The organism is Fibrobacter sp. UWR4 (assembly GCF_003149045.1).
Classification (GTDB): domain Bacteria; phylum Fibrobacterota; class Fibrobacteria; order Fibrobacterales; family Fibrobacteraceae; genus Fibrobacter.
Genome location: NZ_QGDU01000001.1, coordinates 226,462 through 249,655, shown reverse-complemented (window position 1 = coordinate 249,655; position 23,194 = coordinate 226,462). Strand labels below are relative to the sequence as shown.

22 protein-coding genes and 1 pseudogene are annotated in these 23,194 nt (G+C 50.0%); 19 read left to right on the top strand and 4 right to left on the bottom strand.

All coding sequences use genetic code 11. The annotated features are described in order from the left end of the window. Positions 1 to 186: 186 nt before the first annotated feature. Entirely contained in the window at positions 187 to 744 is a 558-nt protein-coding gene (locus BGX12_RS01120) for a DJ-1 family glyoxalase III (RefSeq protein WP_109734245.1), read from the top strand. 83 nt (positions 745 to 827) lie between these two features. Here BGX12_RS01120 and BGX12_RS01115 read toward each other — a convergent pair whose 3' ends face one another. Next, positions 828 to 2,972, bottom strand: a complete 2,145-nt coding sequence (locus BGX12_RS01115; RefSeq protein WP_109734244.1) for a polysaccharide biosynthesis tyrosine autokinase — start codon at positions 2,970 to 2,972, stop codon at positions 828 to 830. 147 nt (positions 2,973 to 3,119) lie between these two features. Here BGX12_RS01115 and BGX12_RS01110 point away from each other — a divergent pair, with 147 nt between their 5' ends. Then, the gene (locus BGX12_RS01110; RefSeq protein WP_109734243.1) at positions 3,120 to 3,668 is read left to right on the top strand and encodes a DUF1353 domain-containing protein; all 549 of its coding nucleotides are present in this window, start codon (positions 3,120 to 3,122) and stop codon (positions 3,666 to 3,668) included. A 61-nt stretch (positions 3,669 to 3,729) separates the two neighbouring features. Here the strand turns inward: BGX12_RS01110 and BGX12_RS01105 are convergent, their stop codons facing one another. Further along, positions 3,730 to 5,586, bottom strand: a complete 1,857-nt coding sequence (locus BGX12_RS01105; RefSeq protein ID WP_109734242.1) for an OmpA family protein — start codon at positions 5,584 to 5,586, stop codon at positions 3,730 to 3,732. Positions 5,587 to 5,675: 89 nt separating this feature from the next. Here BGX12_RS01105 and BGX12_RS01100 point away from each other — a divergent pair, with 89 nt between their 5' ends. The 5 genes from BGX12_RS01100 to BGX12_RS01080 all read left to right on the top strand — a co-directional run bounded on the left by BGX12_RS01100 (position 5,676) and on the right by BGX12_RS01080 (position 9,778). After that, positions 5,676 to 6,596 carry an Hsp33 family molecular chaperone HslO gene (locus BGX12_RS01100; RefSeq protein ID WP_109734241.1) on the top strand — a complete coding sequence of 307 codons (921 nt, stop codon included), beginning with the start codon at positions 5,676 to 5,678 and terminating at the stop codon, positions 6,594 to 6,596. 149 nt (positions 6,597 to 6,745) lie between these two features. Next, positions 6,746 to 7,363: a bifunctional phosphoserine phosphatase/homoserine phosphotransferase ThrH gene (gene thrH, locus BGX12_RS01095; protein ID WP_109734240.1), complete on the top strand. Its 618-nt coding sequence runs from the start codon at positions 6,746 to 6,748 to the stop codon at positions 7,361 to 7,363. Between the two features lie 346 nt (positions 7,364 to 7,709). Continuing rightward, complete coding sequence (locus tag BGX12_RS01090; protein WP_109734239.1) at positions 7,710 to 8,024, top strand: YbjQ family protein; 315 nt, start codon at positions 7,710 to 7,712, stop codon at positions 8,022 to 8,024. A gap of 24 nt (positions 8,025 to 8,048) precedes the next feature. Continuing rightward, positions 8,049 to 8,696: a hypothetical protein gene (locus tag BGX12_RS15260; RefSeq protein WP_111361616.1), complete on the top strand. Its 648-nt coding sequence runs from the start codon at positions 8,049 to 8,051 to the stop codon at positions 8,694 to 8,696. 5 nt (positions 8,697 to 8,701) lie between these two features. Beyond that, positions 8,702 to 9,778, top strand: a complete 1,077-nt coding sequence (locus BGX12_RS01080) for a TIGR04133 family radical SAM/SPASM protein (protein WP_109734237.1) — start codon at positions 8,702 to 8,704, stop codon at positions 9,776 to 9,778. Between the two features lie 76 nt (positions 9,779 to 9,854). Here BGX12_RS01080 and BGX12_RS01075 read toward each other — a convergent pair whose 3' ends face one another. Both BGX12_RS01075 and BGX12_RS15910 read right to left on the bottom strand, forming a co-directional pair. After that, positions 9,855 to 11,246 carry a hypothetical protein gene (locus BGX12_RS01075; RefSeq protein WP_233246200.1) on the bottom strand — a complete coding sequence of 464 codons (1,392 nt, stop codon included), beginning with the start codon at positions 11,244 to 11,246 and terminating at the stop codon, positions 9,855 to 9,857. Positions 11,247 to 11,295: 49 nt separating this feature from the next. Next, on the bottom strand, positions 11,296 to 11,424 hold the full coding sequence (locus BGX12_RS15910; protein WP_255416850.1) for a hypothetical protein: 129 nt from the start codon (positions 11,422 to 11,424) through the stop codon (positions 11,296 to 11,298). A 276-nt stretch (positions 11,425 to 11,700) separates the two neighbouring features. Here BGX12_RS15910 and BGX12_RS01070 point away from each other — a divergent pair, with 276 nt between their 5' ends. From BGX12_RS01070 to BGX12_RS01020, 12 genes and pseudogenes are all read left to right on the top strand, one after another. Then, positions 11,701 to 13,848 (top strand): bifunctional (p)ppGpp synthetase/guanosine-3',5'-bis(diphosphate) 3'-pyrophosphohydrolase, encoded by a 2,148-nt coding sequence (locus BGX12_RS01070; RefSeq protein WP_109734236.1) that lies wholly within the window; start codon positions 11,701 to 11,703, stop codon positions 13,846 to 13,848. Beyond that, entirely contained in the window at positions 13,845 to 14,438 is a 594-nt protein-coding gene (locus tag BGX12_RS01065; protein ID WP_109734235.1) for a hypothetical protein, read from the top strand. The genes BGX12_RS01070 and BGX12_RS01065 overlap by 4 nt, the downstream gene beginning before the upstream one ends. Before the next feature lie 11 nt (positions 14,439 to 14,449). Then, on the top strand, positions 14,450 to 14,830 hold the full coding sequence (locus tag BGX12_RS01060) for an NADH-quinone oxidoreductase subunit A (RefSeq protein ID WP_109734234.1): 381 nt from the start codon (positions 14,450 to 14,452) through the stop codon (positions 14,828 to 14,830). Then, positions 14,821 to 15,303, top strand: a pseudogene (locus BGX12_RS16065) (NADH-quinone oxidoreductase subunit B); the annotation flags it as partial. The gene BGX12_RS01060 and the pseudogene BGX12_RS16065, both read left to right, overlap by 10 nt. Positions 15,304 to 15,420: 117 nt before the next feature. Next, positions 15,421 to 16,071, top strand: coding sequence for an NADH-quinone oxidoreductase subunit C (locus tag BGX12_RS16060; protein WP_370245139.1), 651 nt, complete (start codon positions 15,421 to 15,423; stop codon positions 16,069 to 16,071). A gap of 2 nt (positions 16,072 to 16,073) precedes the next feature. Further along, positions 16,074 to 17,207, top strand: coding sequence for an NADH-quinone oxidoreductase subunit D (locus BGX12_RS01050; protein WP_109734265.1), 1,134 nt, complete (start codon positions 16,074 to 16,076; stop codon positions 17,205 to 17,207). A gap of 12 nt (positions 17,208 to 17,219) precedes the next feature. After that, on the top strand, positions 17,220 to 18,341 hold the full coding sequence (locus BGX12_RS01045; protein WP_109734232.1) for a complex I subunit 1 family protein: 1,122 nt from the start codon (positions 17,220 to 17,222) through the stop codon (positions 18,339 to 18,341). 18 nt (positions 18,342 to 18,359) lie between these two features. Further along, positions 18,360 to 18,833: a 4Fe-4S dicluster domain-containing protein gene (locus BGX12_RS01040; RefSeq protein ID WP_109734231.1), complete on the top strand. Its 474-nt coding sequence runs from the start codon at positions 18,360 to 18,362 to the stop codon at positions 18,831 to 18,833. Further along, entirely contained in the window at positions 18,833 to 19,402 is a 570-nt protein-coding gene (locus BGX12_RS01035; protein WP_109734230.1) for an NADH-quinone oxidoreductase subunit J, read from the top strand. Before BGX12_RS01040 ends, BGX12_RS01035 begins: the two co-directional genes overlap by 1 nt. Further along, positions 19,399 to 19,704 (top strand): NADH-quinone oxidoreductase subunit NuoK, encoded by a 306-nt coding sequence (gene nuoK / locus BGX12_RS01030; protein WP_109734229.1) that lies wholly within the window; start codon positions 19,399 to 19,401, stop codon positions 19,702 to 19,704. Before BGX12_RS01035 ends, nuoK begins: the two co-directional genes overlap by 4 nt. Further along, positions 19,697 to 21,649 carry an NADH-quinone oxidoreductase subunit L gene (nuoL, locus tag BGX12_RS01025; protein WP_109734228.1) on the top strand — a complete coding sequence of 651 codons (1,953 nt, stop codon included), beginning with the start codon at positions 19,697 to 19,699 and terminating at the stop codon, positions 21,647 to 21,649. Before nuoK ends, nuoL begins: the two co-directional genes overlap by 8 nt. A 15-nt stretch (positions 21,650 to 21,664) precedes the next feature. Beyond that, complete coding sequence (locus BGX12_RS01020; protein WP_109734227.1) at positions 21,665 to 23,194, top strand: NuoM family protein; 1,530 nt, start codon at positions 21,665 to 21,667, stop codon at positions 23,192 to 23,194.

Sequence of the window (23,194 nt, the reverse complement as noted above, 5' to 3'; positions counted from 1 at the left end):
ATTACAACTAACAAATAATCCGCCATTTTCAATTACTTTGTTTGAAATTTCTGTCACTAAACACACATTTTCTTGGATTTGGTGACACAATTTCGCGAATACAGTCCTTTCAAACGTTCAAATTTCAAAAGACTACTCAATTTTTGTCCAGCATTTGTTATTTTAGCGGCAAAAACAGAGGTATTTATGAACGTTCTTTTCCTTCTGGCAAATGGTTTCGAAGAAACCGAATTCGTCACCCCCTTCGACTACTGGCAGCGCGGCGGCCTCAACGTGACTTTGGCCTCCATCAGTGACAGTCTTGACGTGGTGGGCGCCCACGGTCTTGCCATCAAGGCAAACGTTCTCCTCAGCAACATTACCGCAAGCGGCAAGCTGGCTGAATTCGACGCAGTCTGCCTCCCCGGTGGCGGTCCTGGCGTGCAGAACCTGAAGGCATCCGCAGCCGTCGCAGAAGTTCTCAAGCAATTCGACGCCGCCGGCAAGTGGATTTTCGCCATCTGCGCCGCTCCCCTGGTGCTTTCCAAGGCAGGCCTCCTCAAGACCCGCAAGTGCACCTGTTTCCCGGGCTGCGAAGTCGAGCTGGACTGCAAGCAGTTCCTTACAGATCGCGTCGTGGTCGATGGAAATGTCATCACCAGCCGTGGCGCAGGCACTGCAGAGGAATTCGCCTTCGAATGCCTGGCACAGGCTGCCAATCGCGACATCTCCGAAAAGATCCGCAACCAGGTCGTAGCACGATAAAAAAATCCTGAATTCGTTCTTCACGACATTCAGGATTATCATTGCGAATTTCAGATTCACACTAGCCCGCAGAAGCTGCGGGTTTATTTTTTCTTAAAACCGTAGCCGTAACCATTGTAATAGTATCGAGATCCAAGGTCTCGATCACAATGGTTCATGACGAATGCTCTAGGTGCTTCGCTAAGGCGTTCAATCTTATTGACAGCCTCGTCGATTTCATCCATAGTGTGGCGGCCGTAGTGCAGCACATACAGGGAGAAATCAACCAGCGGGAGTACCAGTTCAGTATCCGCCACTAGATTAATGGGCGGAGTATCCAACACGATAACGTCAAAATTTTGCTTAGCAAACTTTAGCAGTTCAGCAAAGGTTTCCCCATGGAGCAAGTCCGTTGGAGCCTGCAGAGGCTTGCCAGAGCCAATCACCCACATGCCCTCCACATCCGTCTTTGAAAGGCATTCGTCAAAGGATCTCTTTCCAGAAAGAATATCAGCAAGGCCTTGAGCATTCTTGCTATACACAACACCACGACGCATGTCCACATCGATCAGCAGTACCTTCTTGCCAAAGTTTGCGTAAAGGGCAGCCAGATTGCGAGACACAAAAGACTTACCCACTCCAGCAACAAGACCAGCAACCATAATTACCGGATGGTCTGCTGTAGCGGAGAATTCCACCGAGGTAAATACGCTGCGGAGAGCCTCGCTTGCAGGATCTTCCGGATTGCTGCACACCAGCGGGAGAGTTCCCTTGCGGTCCTTCTTCTTCAGGTCGCGGTTACCAGATTCCGGTACCTTGGCATACACGCTAATACCTGTTCGACGTTCAATTTCCAGGGAATTACGAACGCCATTACGGAACAAACGAATAAACACAACCAGAAGGACTCCAATCGCAAATGCGATAGCTACTGACCACAGGAAGATAACCGCCTTACGAGGTTTTATTTGTTCAGAGTCTTCCACAGCGTAATCCACCACGCTTGCAGTACCGACTTCCCCCGCACGGACCGTACGAAGTTGCTGGATATTGTTCAGCATGGAGGTATACTGTGCGTTATTAGCGGCAACTTCTTCCTGCATGGTCAAGATTTCCTGCTGAGTCAGAGGCATCTTTTCTGCATCAGTTTTCAATTTGCTCAATTCATTACGAAGTCTGCTCAACTGACGGGTAATCGTCTGAACAGAAGGATGTTCACTTTTGAACAGGCGGGTTGCCTCCTGACGCTTCGCTTCCAGGTTCATAATCTGGACGTTTAAGTCGTGTTCCTTCTTCATCAAGGCCTGAGATTCAACAGATACATCAACGGAACCAATGCTCTGGCGGTAGTCTGCCAGTTTCTTTTCAGACGAATCCAGACGAGCTTTTACACTAGGCAGCTGCTCTTCCAGGAACTGCAAGGTTTTTGCAGCCTCTGCACTGCGCATTTCAATATTCTGATTCAGGTACACATCCGTCAAGGAATTCAGTACGGACATGGCACGATCCGGATAACGATGAGCGTAGGTAATGCCGATAATGCCTGTCAATTTGCCCTTTTCTTCAATCTTCAACTGTTGAGCCAAACTACGGGCGGCCTTCAGCGGGGTGGTAATTTGCAAATCAAATTCCTGACCAGGCTGTCCCTTGATCTTGCTTACCAGGATGGATACGGAGTCCCCCTTAAATTTACCCACAGATTCCTTACCGACCTCACCCTTCATGACAGAGTTGCCATCCGGACCATATACTACGTAAGAGCGGTCGTTCACGATCTTTGCGGTCCACCCCTTGCGGCGCTCAGCAGGAAGGACCAGGCTTTGCACATCCATACGGCCTTCGTTATTGCGAAGACGATCCACAATTCCCACCGGAACTGCGTTGAAGCACAAGCCTTCAGCATCGACCACATAACTAAGAACCTTGCGGCTCTTAATCATTTCAATTTCAGCATCAGCAGGACTCGCCTTCTCAAAAAAGAAATCCAGGACATCTGTAGGCTTGCTAGACTTGGCACTTTTCACTTCCAATTTCAGCAAGGCATCGCTACTATATTGAGGACGAGCCCAATTTCCGATGAAAACACCTACAGCGGCCCCCACCAGGATAAACATCAACAACAGCCAACGTTCTTTCCATAAAGTTTCGATGGCTTTAACCAAGGAGAAGGATCCATTCGGCTTGATATTTTGAATCCCAGTCAGGTTTATCGTCGTGGGAGTAACAGGAGTTGCAACAGTTTCTTTCATAAATCCGATGTACTTTATTCAAAAATAACTCCTTTCTAAAATAATTTTTTACAATGATACTTTCAACAACGTAATATGTAGATTACTAGCGTAAAGCCCTAGTTTGGGGGGTAAAAACAAGAAAATCCCATAAAAAAGGAGTAATAAATGGGTATCGCTAGTTTTTTTTCAAGCCTTTTTGGCGGCTCGTCAAAAAAAAAGGATAAAAATTCAATCACCGTAGAATCCGTAAGCCAGGATTATCCCCTTGAATTCGAAGGGGACAAAACCTATTGGTTTACAAAGGACTGCATCGTGTACGTCAAGGGCACTCGCTACACCAAGTCCGACAAGAAGACCCGCAATTTCGTCATGACCTGTACTTTTAAAAAGGGATTCATGACCGACGGTGCGTCCGCTCCCGAAATTTTAAGTTGCATCGTTCCCCACATCAAGCAGGGTAACGACACCTACAACGCCGCGCCCTTCATTCACGACGGTCTATACATTCTCCGTGGCGAAATTGATGGAGCAAACCTCACCCGCGAGGAATGTGACGACGTTCTCCGAGGCATTTGGCGTTGTGCCAATATGAGCCGCGCCATCGCAGGTATCGCAGACGTCGGCATCCACCTGGTAGCAGGATCCAGCAAACACTGGGGCGACGACGCCTTGGATTGCAAGTACCTGTTCAAAGCAAAATTCAAGTACCAGTAATTCTTTTGAACATTTGAGATACAAAAGGTCAGGCACAACGCCTGACCTTTTGTTTTATTTCTTATTCCGCTTTCTTTTCGACATCAGCCTTCTTTGTTTCGGCCTTCACGTCTTTCTTATCCGGTGCACTTGCAGGTTTATTCTCTTCTGCAGGATTCACGTCCGCTTCTTCTGTCTTGTTATCAGATTTCACTTCTTCATCTGCCACCTGGAAGATTACAAGTTTTACAGCACAATTAGGCTCAGCCTTCTTCTTAGATTTGGTCTTTGTTTCTGCAGCAGTTTTTTCAACTACAAGACCTGTGGCACGAAGGCGATTGGCCTCAATACCTTTACGAACAAGATAATCTACAGCAGACTGAGCGCGACTCTGGGCAATAGTCTGAGCCTTGCCTTCCTTGCCGAATTTTTCCATATGGCACTGAATTTCTACACCCATAGTAGGACGAGCAATCATCAGGAACACCAGTTCATCCAGAGTCTTATGGCTGGACTTGTCCAAAGCCGTAGACTTGCTCTTGAAAACAATGTTCTTCTCAAGCCCATTGAGATCAAAGTTCACTGCACAACCAGTGGAATCAACACTTGTACCGGGCTTGGTATTAGGGCACTGGTCCAGGTAATCAGGAATACCATCCCCATCAAAGTCTCTTGGGCATCCATTACGGTTCACCACAATTCCCGGAGGTGAATTGGGGCACAAATCCAGATCATCGGATACCCCATCCTGGTCTGCATCGGGCATTGTATCCACAACAGTGAAGGATTCATACTTAAAGATGGTATCTACCTTGATCAGAGTATCCGACTTAACGATAGTATCCACGACAAATACAGTATCGGTTCTTGCCAGCTGGACCGTATCCATTACAGGCTGATCGTCCCTTGCGGTCTTATAGGATTTGTGGTCACCGCCAAAGGTCCAGGAAATAAGGCCAGTCAATGCATAGGTAGCTCCAGGAGTGTAACCATACCGTTTGGAATGTCCATGGTCATCGTCATAACCGATAGTGTACTTTTCGATATTCTTAAGTTCTTCCTTGCGGTTGTACCCCACTCGCAGCATACGGGTAGACAAGTCGATGCCACCCACCAAGTCAATATTTTGTGGCAGGTGTAAACGAATGCCCGGAGTCACATGCATGGGATCTTCAAAGAAGTCGATGGGCATACCGTTGTTTTCGACGCGGAACTCACCGGAGTATTCCACAAAGGCGGTAATCCAGTAAGACATATCCCAGTTAAGGCCTGTATTGTACACCAAAGTATTTGCACCTTGGCTTGCGTACACAAATCCAGCAGCAGCATTCCAGCGGAACGGAATATCAATCTTTCCCAGGTCAACCGTAAAAATGCCTGTTGCGCCAATCACCACTTCATCAGCGGTAAATGGATTAGTAGCTTCTCTCCCCTTAATAAACCAGGCATGGCGAGGGCGAGTACCCGTCACCTTTTCTCCCGTAGGCATAAAGACATCCAATTGGGCAGCCAAGGAGAATACACTTTCATCACTAACAAAAGGGGCTCGGGCCTTGATCCAGAAATCCATATCACCGGGACGGATGCTTTGGGTAGCCTCATCAATATCCTGGGCATCAGTGCGGTCGTAGTTGATTTCAGCCGCAACACCTACATCCACACGATCGGAAAAGCCCAGTGCAGCAAAGAAGTTACCCGTAGCGGACAATTTCACATCATGCATCTTGATGCGTTCGCCATTTTCATAGAAAACGCCACCGCGAGTCTGCGCCCAAGGATCCAGAGAAACGTTACCGCCCGTACCAGCAGTGAAATGCCACTGGCCCAAAGTCTTTGTACTCTGTTGATGGATACCGTCAGAACCGCCCATAAGGCCAGTCTGCGCAAATGATATTCCCGCCACAAGCAGGACCAAAACAGCCAAATTTTTGTGTTCCACGATTTTTCCTTCTTATAAAAAATGAGAACACCCCCGTCATAAAGATATAAACCGTTTGGAGTATTTGCAATATTTATTAAATTTGAGTCATGAATTTTAAAGACCGCATTATTCGATCTACGGGTAAGCAGGCACCCTTCCGCCTTGTTCTTGTGGATATTACCAACACAATGAACGAAATCGGCGCAAAGCACGGCGCACAGTCTTATTCCCTGAAATTGCTGGCTGAAACCGCCATTTCCTCCATCTTTTTGAGCAGCAGTCTCAAGATGAAGGGTACCGTTAGCGTCACCGCCACCTTTGGTGGTGAAATTTCCTACGCCAAGGCAGATACCAGCCCCCTCATTAGCCGCAAGGAAGACGAGGAATCCTACTACTTCGTTCGCGCCATGATCCCCCAGGACGACCTGCAGGCTATCAAGGGCGACGAACCGGCCCTGATTCCCCAGAACTACCAGGTGGTGAAGCTGAACGAATACGGCAAGCGCGTCCACGAAAGCGTGGTCCAGGCTGTCAGCGCCTCCATGGGCCAGAACCTGGCCACCTACTTGTACCAGTCCGAGCAGATCCTCTCCGCAGTGGGCATCGAGGCCCAGTTCAACAAGGAAGATCCCAGCAAGCTGGACTACGCCATCGGTTTCTACGTGGAAGCCTTCCCCGAAATGGAAGAAAAGGACACCACCATCCTGGAACAGGTGGTGCTGAACCTCCCCAAGTTCTCCGACATGTATGCAGCCCAGCAGAACGGTGGCAAGACCATGGTGGACGAACTGCTTTTCCAGTTCGAAGGCCCTTACGAAATTGAAGTCATCAAGGAATTTGGCGCCAAGGCCTACTGCCCCTGCAGCAAGGAACGCACCATCAGCTCCCTGGCAGCACTGCCTCTCAGCGACTTGAAGGACTTGGAAAAGGAAGGCAAGGATCTTGAAATGGTCTGCGACTTCTGCCGCAACAAGTACACCATTACACTGGACGACTTGAGAAATTTGATTAAGGAAAGAGAGAAATAGAGATTAGAGACTAGAAACTAGAGATTAGGGTTGCCAGGAAGGTTCTGCTTGAGATATAAAGATGAAACTCTCTTTAAATAGCATGTACTTGCATCCTGCGGCCCTAGCCCCTAGAACCTAGTCTCTAGACCCTAAATAAAAGGATATTTATGTTTACTAAGCAATGTGTTGTAACCCTAGACCTGGAAGGCGTTCTCGCCCCCGAAATCTGGATCGCTGTAGCAGAAAAGACCGGTATCGCCGACCTGCGCCTCACTACCCGCGACATTCCGGACTACGATGTGCTGATGAAGGGTCGTATCAAGATTCTTGAACGTGAGGGCATCAAGCTTTCCGACATCCAGAACGTGATCGGAAACCTGGGCCTCTTGGAAGGCGCCCGTGACTTCATGGACACTCTCCGCGACGAAGCCCAGGTGATCATTCTTTCCGACACCTTCCAGGAATTCGCCTACCCCATCATGAAGAACCTAGGCATGCCCACTATCTTCTGCCACAACTTGATTGTGGAAAACGACATGATCAAGGGTTACCACCTGCGTCTCAACGACCAGAAGACCAAGGTGGTCAAGTCCCTGCAGGACCTGAACTTCAAGGTGTTCGCCAGCGGCGACTCCTTCAACGACACCGGTATGCTGAAGCAAGCTGACAAGGGTTGCTTCTTCTGCGCTCCGGATTCCATCGTTGCCCAGTTTCCGCAGCTGGAAGCTACCAAGACTTACGCAGAACTTCTGGAAAAGTTCCACAAGTTCCAGGATACTTTATAAGACCGTTCGAGCTGTACATCAGTTAAAGAACCTACGCATTGCTCTCACTCTCGCCTACGAAGACTTGTTTTTTTACAAGTCTCCTTCGGTTCACCAAGACCGTTCGAGCTGTACATCAGTTAAAGAACCTACGCATTGCTCTCACTCTCGCCTACGAAGACTTGTTTTTTACAAGTCTCCTTCGGTTCACTAAGACCGTTCGAGCAGTTCGTTCCGTATAAGAAACAAGTTGTTCTATATAGGCTCTCCAGTTACGCTGGAGGGCCTTTTTTTTCTTGCATGTCATACCGAATTCATTTCGGCATCAGTTTTTTTTGCATATATTTAGGGCAGTGGAGGTTTGTATATGCGTCTGTTTACTACAGATTTTATTTCTGGCAAGGACATAGAAACCATTTGCATGGTAAAAGGTAGCGTCGTTTTTAGCAAGAACGTCGTCCGTGATGTATTCGCAGGACTCAAGTCCATCATTGGAGGTGAGCTGGCTGGATACACCGAAATGCTGAACGAAGCACGCCAGGAAGCTACTCACCGGATGGAAATCGAAGCCCATAACGTCGGAGCAGACGCCATTATCGGCGTACGCTTCATGACATCGGCAGTTATGGCAGGAGCAGCGGAAATCATCGTTTACGGAACTGCCGTAAAAATCAAGAAGTAACCTCATTCGGTTAGGAGACAAAATATGACTTTATTAAAGAAGCATTGGCAAAAGTTCATCATTGCCTCATTCTCCAGTTTTTGGGCCAGCTGCAGCGATTCGGAATCAACCGCACAGCCTGTTTATGACGAGCCGAGCTCTAGTTCCGACGCAACAACGTCTAGTTCCAGTGAGACCACCCCTGGTTCCAGCAGCGAAATGGTTCCGGCATCCAGCGACAGTAGAAATGAGATTCGCCCGTTAAGCAGTTCCTCTATACCTTTGATTGTACCGATGTATGGTGTGATGCAGGGACCGTTGCAGCCGCAGGCCTGTAAGCCATCCGTGGTCGAAAGCTATTCGATTCCACCTTGTCACGACGAAATCTGCCCGGATTACGGAGTTGAAATTGTGAAAACGGAAGGTTGCGACTGCAGTGACGGCAGTTTCTACACTCTGGAACAATTTTCAGACCTCTTTAATGTTGATGCTGATGCAGCAAGAGAATGCAATCCTAATGGCGCGGCTGAACAGAACAATTCCAGGGAAGATAACTCTAGCAGTTCCATGGGCATTGACGAGCCACCCTTCGTCAAGGATACAGCCTTCATCGACCAGCCTGCAGTTTATGGTCCTCCTTGTTTTTTCAACGGGACATGTAACGACGTTCCCAGCACCGAAGAAAAGGAGTAGTCCCGATGAAGCTAGGCTTGAAGAAGCGGCTGGCACTGGAATTCTACCGACTTTACCGTCATAACGAAATCAAGACCCACCCGCTGACGTATTTCTTCTGGGAATGCACCCTGCGCTGCAACCTGCATTGCCTGCACTGCGGTAGCGACTGTCTGAAGGATGCCATCCCCGACATGCCTCGGGAAGACTTCATGGCGGTACTTGACCACCTGGCTCCCCACATCGACCCCAAGCATTTTATGGTGGTCATTACCGGCGGCGAACCGCTGATGCGCCAGGACCTGGTGGAATGCGGTCAGGAAATCAAGAAACGAGGTTACCCCTGGGGCATGGTCAGCAACGCTCTCGCCATGACTCCCCAGAAGTTCGTGGACTTGCTGAACGCAGGCCTTCGTTCCTTGACTATCAGCCTCGACGGTCTCCACGACAGCCACAACCACTTCCGCGGCAGTCCCAACAGTTTCGACAACGCCATTCGCGCCATCAACATGGCCGCCCACACACCGGGACTTACCTTTGACACCATGACCTGCGTCAATAAGCAGAACCTGCCGGAACTTCCGGAAATCCGCGATATGCTGGTCAAGATGGGAGTCAAGCGCTGGCGTATCGCCACCGTCTTCCCCAAGGGCCGAGCCAAGGACAACCCGCTTTTCCAACTGACCAACAAGGAATTCAAGCAGGTCTTTGACTTCATCCGCGAAACCAAGAGGATGGGCGTCATCAATGTGAACTACGGCTGCGAGGGATTCCTGGGCAGCTACGAAAAGGAAGCCCGCAATTACCCGTTCTTCTGCCGCGCCGGCGTGAACGTGGGATCCGTTCTTGCCAACGGTGACATTTCCGCATGCCCAAGCCTTCGTGGCGACTACATCCAAGGAAATATCTACAAGGATGACATCTGGGATGTTTGGCAGAACAAGTACCAGATCATGCGCGACCGCAAGTGGACACGCCTAGGCGACTGCAAGACCTGCAAGTACTGGCGTTATTGCGAAGGTTCCAGCCTTCACCTCCGCGACGAGAAGACCAAGGAACTTGCATACTGCCACGTAAAGCGTCTTGAAGATGCCGGGGCCTAATCTCCCTAAAAACAGATATCAAAAAAAGCTGTTCCCATTTTTTGGGGAACAGCTTTCTTTTTTCGAATTCTATAGATTACTTTAGAGTCGGCGTTTCCCAGTCGATCCAATCAGACTTGTTCCACTTGATCAACTCAGAATTCTTGGTGTAGTCGATCTTACCGGTCTTGATTCCATCCTTACCCACCAGGAACTTGTTGATGAAGTCCTTGACTTCGTCAAACTGGCCGTTGGGCAAAGAGCAGTGGGCGTGACCGCCCTCCTGGCTGTAGGTGTAGTTTTCACTTACGCCAAGGGCGTCGTACACTTCCTTGGAAGCCTGGCCGCAATAGTTGGAAGGAACTTCGCCAAGCCATTCCTGTCCGGCATTGTCAATGATCAGCAAGGGACGGGGAGCCACCATAGCCACAAGCATGTGCTGGTCGAAGGGCAGAGTGTTTTCGCGACCATCGTAGTTCTTGAAGGTTGTCTTCATCCAGTTGCCTTCGGAGCCTGCGCTGTTCAAGCCCTGGACAAACTGTTTGCCCTTCTGCTTATTGACCTGTGCGCCAACGCGCCAGAGGGAGGCGCCACCGGAACCGGATTCCTGAGGAATAACCAGGGCGATTCGGGAGTCGAAGGCGCCTGCAGCAAGAGAACCCTTGCCCCAGCGGGAACAGCCTGTAATGCCCAGATGCTTCACATCAATGCCTGCTTCAGGGGTTTTCTCCAGAGCGTCAATCAAGCGGCTAACGCCCCATGCCCAGGCCATGATGGTACCGGCGCTGGCATTGGATCCGTAAATGTCGTAGAACTTGCCGCTTCCACGATTACTTTCGGGAGCCACGTTATCGGGGTTAAAAATAATCTGAGCAATGTCAAGACCAGAGAGGGAGCCACCCAGGCTACCACAGGTATTGCCCATAAAGCCACCGCCAAAGCCGATCATGGCGGGCTTGGGCTTATCCTTGGTGCCTGCGCCATTGATGGCTACAGCGAAGGAAGCGGATTTACCCTTGTCGGTCACGGTCACCGTAAAGGTGCTTCCTGCAAGTTTACCTTCCACCTTTTCGGGGTTACGAGGCTTGTCACCGTACATAATCTTTTCGTACATAGCGCCGATTTCTTCGCGGCGGCAGGTCCATTCGGCCTTGGAGGAAATTCGTGTGCCAGCCAAAGTCTTAAACGGGTCCGGCAGCTTTGCATTGTTGATGCTGGTGGGAATTTCACCAATGGAGCATTCGCTACGGTAGTCTTCCTTGAAGGTAGGAGCCATTGCAATTTCCGAGGAGCTGGAAACCACAACCGCGGAGGAACTTGCAGGAGCCTCTGCGGAAGAACTCACAGGCGTTTCTGCGGAGGAACTTGCAGGAACCTCTACAGATGAACTAGACAACGCAATTGCGGAAGAACTAACCGGATTTTCCACTGCAGAACTACCCGAAATTTCTGATGCAGAACTTGCCGGACTTTCTGTTGCAGAACTCATAGTACTCTCAAGAGAACTTGAAAGACCTTCATCAGGCACTGTACTATCACTAGAAACAGTGGTTTCCCCCCGAGTCAATGGGGTTTGTTACTGAACTTTTATCGTCAGAACAGGCGTTCAAGAAGAACAATCCAAAGACTGCGATGGCAGATGCTGCCAGCATTTTATTTTTTTTCATATCCAATCCATAAACAATCCCTCATCCCAACCATTTGAGATTAAGGTTGCAACCAATATAATATCCTTTTGTGACATTCCTCACACGTTTGAAAACTTTCCGTTGTAAAAAAATCTACAGGCAGTTTTTCTCAAATGCACAACGTCTCATTACAATTTATGTAAAAATTCTATTCCAATTTGGAATAAAATGTAAAATTCGAAACACCTGTTTTTTCGCTTATTTTCGGCATTTTGGGTATACAAACGCCCCATTTATTAGGTATACTTGTTACTGATGGATCAAGTAGAGCTTACATCGAATCAAGAGCACATTATTGACGTGCTAATCAAGAAGAATCCCGACCTGAACCGCGAGATTCTTACCAAGGCTGTTGTCTTCATTGCCCAGGCTCACGAAGGGCAGTATCGCAAAAGCGGCATGCCATACACAGAACATCCCTACGAAGTGGCAAAAATTCTGGCGGACCTTAAACAGGACCAACCCACCGTTCTTGCGGGGCTTTTGCACGACGTTGTGGAAGACACCGATTATACCCTAGAACAGCTTACCGAGATGTTCGGTCAGGACGTCGCCTTCATGGTGGACGCGGTCACCAAAATCACCGCCGCCCAGGAAGCCAATAAGACTGCGCAGAAGGCAGAAACCTACCGTAAGTTGATTATCGCCATGGCAAAGGATCCTCGCGTGATCATGATCAAGATCGCGGACCGAATCCACAACATGCGTACCATGCGGTATATGAAGCCGGAACGTCGCCAGGCCATTGCCCAGGAAACCCTGGACATCTACATCCCCTTGACCCATCGATTCGGTCTCTACAAGCTTAAAAACGAACTTGAAGATCTAAGCTTCAAGTACGTAAACCCGGATGAATACCAGAAACTGGTGGACGCCCTTATCGAAAATAAGGAATCTCGCGAAAAATACGTCCAGTCCGTGATTATGCCTCTCCAGATGAAGATGGCATTGGAAGACCTTGACTGCACAATCCAAGGTCGAACCAAGAACATTTACAGCATCTACAACAAGATGATTAGCCGAGGATGCCAGTTCGAGGATATCTTCGACATCTTTGCCATCCGCATTATCGTGGACTCCATCCCGGAATGCTACTTGGCGCTGGGCTATGTCCATAACCTCTGGACCCCCATGCAGAGTCGTTTCAAGGACTACATTGCAACGCCTAAGCCCAACCTTTACCAGAGCATCCACACCACGGTGATCGGTCCCGAAAACAAGCTGGTGGAAGTCCAGATCCGTACAAAGGACATGGACCAGACCGCAGAAAAGGGCTTTGCTGCACACTGGGCCTACAAGCTGGAAACCCAGCACGAAGGCGAGGAACTAGCCTGGCTGAACCACATGGTAAAGCTCCAGTCCGAAATTTCCGACTCCAAGGAATACCTGGATTTCCTGAGGGTGGACCTTAAGCCTAGCGGCATGACCGTATTCACCCCCAAGGGCACTTCCGTGGAACTGCCGCAGGGCGCTATCGTCCTGGACTTCGCCTTTGCCGTCCACACGGAACTAGGCCTCCACTGTATTGGCGCAAAAATTAACGATGAAGTGGTAAACCTGGATACGGTAATAACGCATGGTGCCACGGTCCAGATTTTGAAGAGTCCGCACCAGGAACCCAGTCCCGAATGGCTTGAAATGGTGAAAACTGTAAAGGCCAAGCAGGAACTGCGCCGCTGGATGCGAAACAGCATGATCCAGCAGTCCCGTGAACTGGGTAAGGAAATCTGGATTCGCGAACTTCGACTGGCAAAAATTGAAAAGGACAAGCGTCCAGACGAGGAATCCGTAACGAAGTATTTCGGCGTCACCAGTTTCGAAGACTTCTACGAACGCCTGGGTCAAGGCGAACTGCCCCTGGCAGACATCCAGAGATTCCTGGGTGGCGACTCCGCCCCCACCCACAGAGACACCAAGTCCCTGAAATTCTTCCCCACCTTCAATAGGGATAAAAAGGCTGAAAACGACGACGATATGCCCCTGCAGATTGGCCGAGAAACCAGTCTGATGATTCATTTTGCAAAGTGCTGCGCCCCTGTCCCTGGCGACAAGATTGTAGGTGTACTTCGTCCCCAGATCGGTATCGAAGTCCATAACGAGGAATGCGAGGAACTGAAAAAACTTACCGACGGCCAGCAAATCGCCGTCCAGTGGAGTGAACAGTCCACACACGCCTTCGAAGTCCATTTATCTATTGAAAACGACAACCGCAAGAACTTCACTTACGACATTCTGAAGGTCCTGAAGGATGAAAATCTGTTCATGGACCGCATTTCCTCCGTAGGTGAAAGCTATTCCGGCCGCGTGCGCCTGGTCTTTAAGGCCTACCGCAAGGAGCAGGTGGATAGTCTCATTGCAAACCTCAGGAAAGTTCCCGGCGTACGCCAGGTGGTTAAATCATGATTACAACCCTCCACCACAGCGACTATACTTTAAAAAATCGTGCATTCAACTGCCGAATGCGCAATCGCTATTACGAGGAAGTCTATTATGCGTTCAGAGCCCTGTTTCCGAACGACGTGGCTGACCGCAAAGAAACGAACCAGGTAGCCGACACCGTCTGGTTCCAGCACCTTGGTCGAGAAATCAAGCGTTATGAACGACTGCTCATGACCTGTCTTGAATATGCCCAGGCTGCTGTTTTTTACGGGAAGGCCGAAAATGCCTCCCTCTATTCCAAGGACAAAAGATGGGGTATCCTGCAGGAAGAAATCTTCATGGTACACTTTTTGCAGGAACTTTTATCGACCACGCGCTACGTCATCGCCCGAATCGAAACGGACCACATGCTGCAGCAGTGGAGCGGAGAAATGCAGGATATGAAAACAAAGCCCGTCGGTTCTGGTTACGTGAACGCCATCCAGCAGAAGCTGAACGCCATGAACGCAGCCACTATTGACGAATTTAAGGACTTGTTAAGACATGTTCTGGAAAGATTCCAAATTGGAAACACCCTCTTTGGAACCATCCAGGAACTGCAGAATTTCTATTAATCGAGGAAAATATGTCAGAATACATCATTCTATCCATATTTCTCTTTCTAGGAGCGTTTATCGCGGCGGCGGCTACTATTACGGGTCTGCTGTTAGGCTATCGCACCAAGAAGAGCAAGAATAAGGAAGCTCCCTACGAATGCGGTATGGAGACCTACGGAAACGCTCGTATTCAGTTTAAGGTGGGCTATTACATTTTCGCCCTCCTTTTCCTGGTTTTTGATGTGGAAGCCCTTTTCTTGCTACCCGTCTTTGCAAATTTCAAGGAAATCATGGCAGGAAACACCTTCCTCTCCCCTGTGGTAGTGGTAATCGACCTAGTCATTTTCTTAGCAATTCTGATTGCAGGCCTTCTCTATGCCTGGAAGAAGGGAGTTCTTAAATGGGAATAATCAACTTTGCGCCTAAGATACTTGACCCCATTCCGGGCGGCAAGTATGTGGTGAACGCCATTGACTACGTAGTCAACTGGGCTCGAGCCAACTCTATTTGGCCTCTCACCTACGGTACCAGCTGCTGCGCTATCGAAATGATGAGTAGCTCCATGGCCCGTTACGATATTTCTCGTTTCGGTTCCGAAGTGTTCCGAGCTTCCCCGAGACAGGCGGACCTGTTCATTATTGCAGGTACCGTGACCCGCCGTATGGCACCTGCGCTTCAGATGCTTTACGAACAGATGCCCGGTCCCAAGTATGTTCTTGCCATGGGCGCATGCACCATTAGCGGTGGCCCTTTCAAGTATGACAACTACGCCGTGGTCCGTGGAGCAGAAAACCTGATTCCTGTGGACGTATTTGTTCCAGGTTGCCCTCCCCGCCCCGAAGCACTTTTCCACGGTCTGCTGACCCTGCGCGAAAAGATTCTCAAGGAAACCTGCCGCGATCCGTGGCACGAAGGGGAAACTAAGGATACCGCCAATTACGACCGTTACCGCGAAGCCACCAAGGCCTGGGCCGAACTTGAAAAGATCAAGGACGAAGAAATGGCTGAAGCAAGAGCCAAGTTCAAGGAAGAAAACCCTGACTACAAGAGCGCTTTCAAGCCGGTTCGAGTCGTAAAGGAAACTTTCCCCGAAGTCACCCGCGAACACGAACTTTCCCTGGCTGAAAAATTCGGCAAGGGCCTGAATCAAGCCCAAATGCTTTCCAAGATTCAGGAAAAGTTCCCCAGCGCATCCATTGAAGGCGAACTGGAAAACATCCCTGCAGATAGCCCCCTGGAAATCCGCTTGAACAAGGAAGACTACAGAGCCGCCATTGAATTTGCCAAGGCTGATCCAGCACTCAAGATGGATTACCTCATTGACATTACCGCCATCGACTATCCGGATCGATTCGAACTGGTTACCATGCTTCGCAGCCTGGAAAAAGGCCACAAGGTATTCTTCTGCACGCCCCTGCCTAAGGCAGAAGTTGCCGAGGAAAAGAAAGCAACAAGCCTCCTTGCAAGCATCCCCTCTATCAGTGATCTTTACGCAACTGCGGATCTTAAGGAACGTGAAGTTTACGATATGTTCGGCATAAAGTTTGAAGGTCACCAGGATTTGCGTCGCATCTTCCTGGATCCACAATTCGAAGGCTATCCTCTCCGTAAGGACTTTACAAACCCCAACATGATGAAGAGGCCGGTATGAGTATGACACAGCTCCCTCCGGGATTCAAAATCACCCGGGAAACTGATTCCGAAGAATTTTTCATTAACATGGGGCCTCAGCACCCCAGTACCCACGGTGCATTGCGCCTTGCTCTCCGTATGGATGGCGAAAACATCGTGGAAATCGTGCCCCACTTTGGCTACATCCATCGTGGCATGGAAAAGCAGGGCGAGTCCATGACTTACCTGCAGTATATTCCCATGAGTGACCGTCAGGACTACCTGACCGCTATTCAAAACAACCTGGGTCTCGTTCTCGCCTACGAAAAGGGCATGAACATCGGCGTTCCCGAGAAGGCGGAATACATCCGCGTCATGCTTTCGGAACTGGGACGTATTGCAAGCCACCTGGTGTTCTTTGGCTGCTTCGGCGGCGACCTGGGCGGTCAAACCTGCTTGCTGTTCGGCTTCAAGGAACGTGAAATGATTCACGACATGCTGGAAGAAGTGACAGGCTCCCGCTTGACCACCAACTTCTTCCGCCCCGGCGGAAGCCGTTTCGATGTTCCTGAAAATTTCATTCCTCGTGTAAAGTCTTTCCTGGACCACCTGGAAGATACCATGAAGGATTACGAGCGTTTCCTTTCCAAGAACATCATCGTTCTGGAACGAAGCGTAGGCATAGGCGTTCTCTCTAGGGAAGATGCAATTTCCCTGGGCTGCTCCGGTCCAGTTCTCCGTGCTAGTGGCGTAGACTTTGACGTCCGTAGAGCAAACCCCTATAGCATTTACGACCAGATGGATTTCGACGTTCCGGTATTCCACAATGGTGACTGCTACGACCGTTACAAGATTCGTATTGCAGAAATCCATGAATCCATGAAGATTTTGCGCCAGTGCGTCGACAAGTTCCCCAAGGAAGGTCCCTACCGCAGTAAGGAAAAGCCTGTCAAGCTGAATCCCGGCCGCTATTACAGCGAAATCGAAACTGCCAAGGGTCTTTACGGAACTTACGTGGTGGCTGCTGCAGGCGACAAGCCTTACCGCATTCATACACGCGGCCCCAGCTTTCCTCACGTAGGCGCCCTCAACAAGATGTGCCAGGGTGGAAAGATTTCCGACCTGGTGGTTGTCATGGCAACTCTGGACCCCGTGATTCCTGAAATTGATAGATAGTAGGTAAGTAATATGTTCGTACCTTCAATTCCAAATCCTATCGGCGACGTCGTTCGCGAATGGGTGCCTCAGCTGGCAGCTTACCTGCCCGCAGCACTCCAGTCCGACCTACTCAATAACATTGTCGCCTTTTTGATCAATGCAGTCATCTGCATTGTGGCGGTCTGCCTGGTAAATATCGGCAACGCACCTATCCTTATCTACATGGAACGTAAGGTTTGCGCCCATGTGCAGTGCCGTCTAGGCCCCATGCGCCTTGGCTGGCACGGAACCATCCAGACCATCGCCGACGTGCTGAAGATGCTTTTCAAGGAAGTCTACTCCCCCGGAAGCGCCGACAAGGTTCTCTTCTATGTAGCTCCCATGATCGCTCTGATTGCCCCCTTCATGGTAACAGCCCTCATTCCTTTCGGCAGCAACCTGGTGGTAGCTAACGTTGATTTGGGCATTCCCCTGATTATTGCCGTAAACGGCTTTGGCGTTCTCGGCATTTTGCTGGGTGGTTGGTCCAGCAACAACAAGTACTCTCTGATGGGCTCCCTCCGTAGTGGCGCTCAGATGATCAGCTACGAAATTTCTTTCGCGTTGATCCTTCTGTTCGTAGTCATGATGTCCGGTTCCACAAACTTGATGGACATTGCCACTAGCCAGTCCGGAACGGTCGCCAACTGGATGATTTTCAAGGTTCCCGTTCTTGGCTTTATCGCCTTCATCCTGTTCTTCATTTCCTCTACTGCAGAAATGAACCGTGCACCGTTTGACATTGCAGAAGCGGAACAGGAACTGACCGGTGGTTACCATACTGAATATACGGGCACCCCCTTCGCCATGTTCTACCTGGCAGAATACATCGCACTGGTTACCAATTCCGCTTTGGCAGCAACCTGTTTCCTGGGCGGTTTCAATGCACCTTGCATCGGTATCGAAGCCGTAGATAACCTGATGATGCAGGTCCCTGGTTTCGTATGGATGTTCGCCAAGATTTACTTCCTCATCTGGTGCTACATGATGGTTCGCTGGACCTTTGTCCGCCCCCGCGTTGACCAGCTCATGAGTTTTGAATGGAAGTTTATGTTGCCGGTAAACCTGCTTCTTCTGGTTGCAGGTGCCATATGGATCATTTTTGTAGGCTAATGACCAGAGAGATTTAAAATGTCAAAAAATATTTCAACATCTCACTACATCAAGCGCTACCTGAAGAAGTGCATTACGGGCCCCTGGAGCCTGCTTTGCGGTCTGTCCGTATCTCTCAAGTACTTCTTTAATCCCAAGCGCATCGTTACGGAACAATATCCGGAAAATCGCAAGACCTTGAAGATGCACGAACGCTACCGCGGCCGTCTCTCGATGGTGGAAGATGCAGAAGGCAACAACCACTGTACCGCTTGCGGCATGTGCGAACGAGCCTGTCCCAACTCCAGTATCACGGTGCTTCCCACCAAGAACATCGCAGGCAAGAAGGTCCTTGGCCGCTACGTTTATCATTTTGCAAGCTGCACCCAATGCGGTCTCTGCGTGGAAGCATGCCCCTTCGGAGCCATCGAAATGACTCCCGAATTTGAAGTGGCAACTACAGATGCAACCACTTTGGAAATGATCTTGAATAAGAAGGAGGGACAAGGCTAATGCTTGAAAACCTGCTTAATAGTATTCCACAGGCATTCCCCCATAGTGGTGTAGATATCGCTTTCTATGCGGTTGCTTTTGTCATGATCGTCATGGCCATTTGTACGGTCGCCGTCAAGAGCGTCTTAAAGAGCGCCGTCTTCTTGATTTTCACCTTCGTAGGAACAGCAATTCTCTACATGCTCCTGCAGGCTGAATTTATCGCCCTGGCTCAGATCATGGTTTATGTGGGAGGTGTGGTCATCTTCGTGGTGTTCACCATCCTACTTACCAGCCACCTGGGAGAAGACAACTTCTCCGTGAACATCCCCCGCATTTCCGCTGCATTCATCTTAAGTGCAGCTTTTATTGCGGTAATGGTCAAGTGCCTGTTGCCCATGCCAGAACTCGTCTCGATGCAGGCCGCCGCTCCGGAAGGCTTTGCAAGTCTTAAGTCATTTGCCTTGCGCCTGCTGGACTATGGTCCCAACGGTTTCATCATTCCTTTCGAAATCGTGAGCGTGCTCCTGCTGATGACCTTGATTGCAGCAGTAACCATCGCCCATAAGGAAAAGGAGGAAAAGAAATGACATTATTGAACTGCCTTATCCTGGCATTCCTGCTTTTTGGCATTGGCGTATGGGGACTTATACAGCGCCGCCATTTGGTGGGCATGCTGATTTCCATGGAACTGATGCTGAACGCAGCGAACATCAATTTCATTGCATTTGCCTACTTTACTCCCGGCGATTCTACTTCCGGTAGTATTTTCAGCGCTTTCGTCATTGCAGTCACCGCCTGTGAAATGGCTATCGCTCTCGCTATTATCGTGAGCATGTATCGCCGTCACAAGAGCCTTGACGTAGAACAGTTGAGGGATCTCCATGACTAACATATCCATCAGCTATCTTATTTTCCTCATGCCCCTTCTGACATTTCTCATCAACGGGCTTTTCCTGGGAAAGCGTTCCGCAAAGGGCGCAGCCGCTTTGGCAATCATTCTCAACGGCGTTGCTTTTGCATCTGCCTTGGCTCTTGCCGTAGGTTACTTCACCTCTGGCACAGCCCCTCAGAAGGTGATTGCCTTTGAAGTTCCCTTCCTGAAGTTTGCCGAAAGCTTTGTGGCAAATATCGGCCTTTTGGTGGATCCGCTGTCCATCATGATGCTGGTAGTTGTAACCTTCATCGCCTTCATGGTGAACATCTACAGCGTGGGCTACATGCGAGGCGACCGTGCAGAAGGTCGATTCTTCGCACTGCTGTCCCTCTTCAGTTTCAGCATGCTTGGCCTTGTGGCTGCAACAAACCTTTTCCAGATGTTCATCTTCTGGGAACTGGTGGGTGTATCCAGCTACCTGCTCATCGGCTTCTGGTACCATAAGCCTTCCGCAGTAAGCGCTTCCAAGCAGGCTTTCATCTTGACCCGCTTTGCCGACAGTTTCTTCCTGTTGGGTATCGTCCTTGTCAGCTACGTGGTACAGACTTTCGACTTTGGCAACCTGAACGGAATCACGCTGGGCATGTTCGCCAACCAGACCATTAACCTTGGCATTATGGAAGTAAGCAAGGCCACAGCCCTCACCATCGGCGCCGTGCTGATTTTCACCGGTGGCTGGGGCAAGTCCGCCATGTTCCCCATGCACATCTGGCTCCCCAACGCCATGGAAGGTCCGACCCCGGTTTCCTCTATCATCCATAGTGCAACCATGGTGGTGGCTGGCGTATACCTGGTAGCCCGTCTGTTCCCCTTCTTTGCTGTCTGTGGCAACACCCTGACTCTCATCATGTGGGTTGGCGCATTCACGATGGTATTTGCAGCCGTTATCGCCTGCACACAGAAGGATATCAAGCGCATCCTCGCCTACTCAACTCTTTCCCAGTTGGGATACATGATGTTCGCCCTTGGAACCTGCAAGATCGGCGATGTCGTGATCACCACAGGCTGGACCGCATCTACCTTCCACATCTTTACTCATGCCTTCTTCAAGTGCAGTCTGTTCCTTATTGCAGGCAGCTTGATTCATCAGGTTCATACCAATGACCTGGACGCTATGGGTGGTCTCCGCAAGAAGATGCCGATTACTTACGTTTGCGCATTGATTTCCATCCTGGCAATTTCCGGTATTCCGCCCTTCTCCGGATTCTTCTCCAAGGACGAAATCATCCTGGCAGCATTCCAGGGTCAGCATTACGTTGTATTCGTTTTGGCACTCCTTACCAGCGGCCTAACAACCTTCTACATGTTCCGCCTGTTCTTCCTGGCATTTCACGGAAAACCCCGTTGCCATGCGGTCGCAGAAGGTCATGTCCATGAAGACTTCGCCATGACCCTTCCCATTGCCATTCTTGCTGTTCCCGTGCTATTCAGCGGTATTGCAACAAAGGGACTCTTTGAAAATTTCTTTGTTCCGGGCAAGATTCGCGTTCCCCAGCTGATGCTGGTACCGGAAGCTCACTGGATTCCATTCGTAGCTATCGGAGCCGCTGTTATCGCATTGCTGATAGCATGGTTCCTTTACGCAAGCCCCAAGGCAAATGTTGAACGCGCCCTGGATGACGTAAATCGTGGTGGAATCTACAAGACCATCTACCACAAGTTCTACTTCGATGAAATGTACTACTGCGTGGTCCGTCAGTTCCTTATTGGCGGAATCGCTCGTGCAGCCCGTTTCATCCAGGACTATATTGTTGAAGGCGTTGTCGCATTTGCTGTATGGTTCGTCCATCGCCTGGGAGCACTCGTTCGCGCAGCTCAGGGTGGTCACCTGACATTCTATCTGGGAACGCTGATCGTCGGCGTCATCCTGTGGCGTTTCATCGGGCATCTTCCCTTTTAGGTTATAGGTTACAATATGGAAACTTTACTTTTTAACCTGATTTGGCTCATCCCAATTCTTACCGTACTTGTCTGCATTCCGGTTCCCGGTTCCAAGACAAACGTACTGAAAGCCATCCATACTTTTTCTGGAACCCTGGTGCTTGCGCTGGTAGGCTATCTGGCCTATCATCTGTACACCATTAGCGGCACTCCGGCACACGAATCCGCAGCACCTCTGCTGCTCCGATTCTTCACGGACATACCCTGGCTCAACGCCTTCAACGTCCACTATATCGTGGGCGCAGACGGTTTGAACATATTCCTGCTGTTGCTCACCGCCGTAATCGTATGGGGCGGTATCCTAGTCAGCTATAACATCAAGGGAAACCAGAAGGTATTCTTCGCCTTGATCCAACTGCTCGCAACCAGCGTCTACGGCGTGTTCATGAGCATGGACTTGGTTTTGTTCTTCGTGTTCTACGAAATGGAAGCCCTGTGCATGTACCTGATGATTGCCTGCTATGGTTCCGGACGTAAGGACTATGGTGGTAAGAAATTGACCCTTACCCTGGCATTCGGCTCTTCCATGATTCTCGCCACTCTCTTTGGAATTTACTTCGAAGGTGGTGTAAACAGTTGGAGCATCGTTGAACTTTCCAAGGTGACTCTTCCCATGGATTTCCAGATGTGGGCATTCCCCCTGCTGTTCATGGGTTTTGCAGTCAGTTCCTCCCTTTTCCCGTTCCATTTCTGGAGTCCCGATGGTCACGCCTCCGCTCCTACTGCAGTTTCCATGCTGGCAGCAGGCGTTATGATGAAGATGGGCGCATACGGATGTCTCCGCATTGCACTTTTCCTCATGCCTGAGGCTGCAAAGATCTGGCTTCCCTATGTGGTCCTGCTCCTGATCTTTAACGTGGTACTCGGACCTTTCATTGCCCTGCGTCATAAGGATCTGAAGTACATTACCGCATACAGCTCCATTAGCCATCTGGGCCTTATCTTCCTAGGTCTTGCTGCCCTCACTCCGGTGGGTCTTCGCGGCGCTTCCCTCCAGATGATTTCCCATGGTTTCCTGACAGGCCTGTTCTTTGCAACCATCGGTATGATTTACGAACGTACCCATACCCGTGACATCACTCAGATGGGCGGCATCATGAGAAAGATTCCCTTCCTGGGCGTAGGTTTCGTGATTGCAGGTTTTGCAGGTCTCGGTCTGCCAGGCTTCAGCGGTTTCGTTGCAGAAAGCAACATCTTTATCGGCGCCTTCCAGCAGGAAGATACCGTCACCCGCATCGTGACCATTCTTGCCATTCTTTCCATCACCACCACCGCAGTCTACATTCTGCAGACCGCAAACCGCATGCTTCACGGCAATATGCCGGCCAAGTACGAAACCTTGACCGACGGCTGTTTCCGTGAAAAGTTGGTGGTTGTGGTTCTCGTCTTGTGCCTGCTGCTCATCGGTATTTTCCCGGGTTGGATTTGCGACCTGCTGGACCAGAGCATCGCACCGATCTTCGCAAAAATTTCCCAAGCGGCTGCACCCGTGGTAGGAGGTTAA

Excerpts from the sequence above, each read along its gene's own strand:
- BGX12_RS01075 (WP_233246200.1), bottom strand. The coding sequence starts at position 11,246 with ATGAGTTCTGCAACAGAAAGTCCGGCAAGTTCTGCATCAGAAATTTCG.
- BGX12_RS01120 (WP_109734245.1), top strand. The coding sequence starts at position 187 with ATGAACGTTCTTTTCCTTCTGGCAAATGGTTTCGAAGAAACCGAATTC.
- BGX12_RS01070 (WP_109734236.1), top strand. The coding sequence starts at position 11,701 with ATGGATCAAGTAGAGCTTACATCGAATCAAGAGCACATTATTGACGTG.
- BGX12_RS15910 (WP_255416850.1), bottom strand. The coding sequence starts at position 11,424 with ATGAAAAAAAATAAAATGCTGGCAGCATCTGCCATCGCAGTCTTTGGA.
- nuoL (WP_109734228.1), top strand. The coding sequence starts at position 19,697 with ATGACTAACATATCCATCAGCTATCTTATTTTCCTCATGCCCCTTCTG.
- thrH (WP_109734240.1), top strand. The coding sequence starts at position 6,746 with ATGTTTACTAAGCAATGTGTTGTAACCCTAGACCTGGAAGGCGTTCTC.
- BGX12_RS01100 (WP_109734241.1), top strand. The coding sequence starts at position 5,676 with ATGAATTTTAAAGACCGCATTATTCGATCTACGGGTAAGCAGGCACCC.
- BGX12_RS16060 (WP_370245139.1), top strand. The coding sequence starts at position 15,421 with ATGGCTGAAGCAAGAGCCAAGTTCAAGGAAGAAAACCCTGACTACAAG.
- BGX12_RS01065 (WP_109734235.1), top strand. The coding sequence starts at position 13,845 with ATGATTACAACCCTCCACCACAGCGACTATACTTTAAAAAATCGTGCA.
- BGX12_RS15260 (WP_111361616.1), top strand. The coding sequence starts at position 8,049 with ATGACTTTATTAAAGAAGCATTGGCAAAAGTTCATCATTGCCTCATTC.
- BGX12_RS01040 (WP_109734231.1), top strand. The coding sequence starts at position 18,360 with ATGTCAAAAAATATTTCAACATCTCACTACATCAAGCGCTACCTGAAG.
- BGX12_RS01090 (WP_109734239.1), top strand. The coding sequence starts at position 7,710 with ATGCGTCTGTTTACTACAGATTTTATTTCTGGCAAGGACATAGAAACC.
- BGX12_RS01060 (WP_109734234.1), top strand. The coding sequence starts at position 14,450 with ATGTCAGAATACATCATTCTATCCATATTTCTCTTTCTAGGAGCGTTT.
- BGX12_RS01020 (WP_109734227.1), top strand. The coding sequence starts at position 21,665 with ATGGAAACTTTACTTTTTAACCTGATTTGGCTCATCCCAATTCTTACC.
- BGX12_RS01110 (WP_109734243.1), top strand. The coding sequence starts at position 3,120 with ATGGGTATCGCTAGTTTTTTTTCAAGCCTTTTTGGCGGCTCGTCAAAA.
- BGX12_RS01115 (WP_109734244.1), bottom strand. The coding sequence starts at position 2,972 with ATGAAAGAAACTGTTGCAACTCCTGTTACTCCCACGACGATAAACCTG.
- BGX12_RS01045 (WP_109734232.1), top strand. The coding sequence starts at position 17,220 with ATGTTCGTACCTTCAATTCCAAATCCTATCGGCGACGTCGTTCGCGAA.
- BGX12_RS01035 (WP_109734230.1), top strand. The coding sequence starts at position 18,833 with ATGCTTGAAAACCTGCTTAATAGTATTCCACAGGCATTCCCCCATAGT.
- BGX12_RS01050 (WP_109734265.1), top strand. The coding sequence starts at position 16,074 with ATGACACAGCTCCCTCCGGGATTCAAAATCACCCGGGAAACTGATTCC.
- nuoK (WP_109734229.1), top strand. The coding sequence starts at position 19,399 with ATGACATTATTGAACTGCCTTATCCTGGCATTCCTGCTTTTTGGCATT.
- BGX12_RS01080 (WP_109734237.1), top strand. The coding sequence starts at position 8,702 with ATGAAGCTAGGCTTGAAGAAGCGGCTGGCACTGGAATTCTACCGACTT.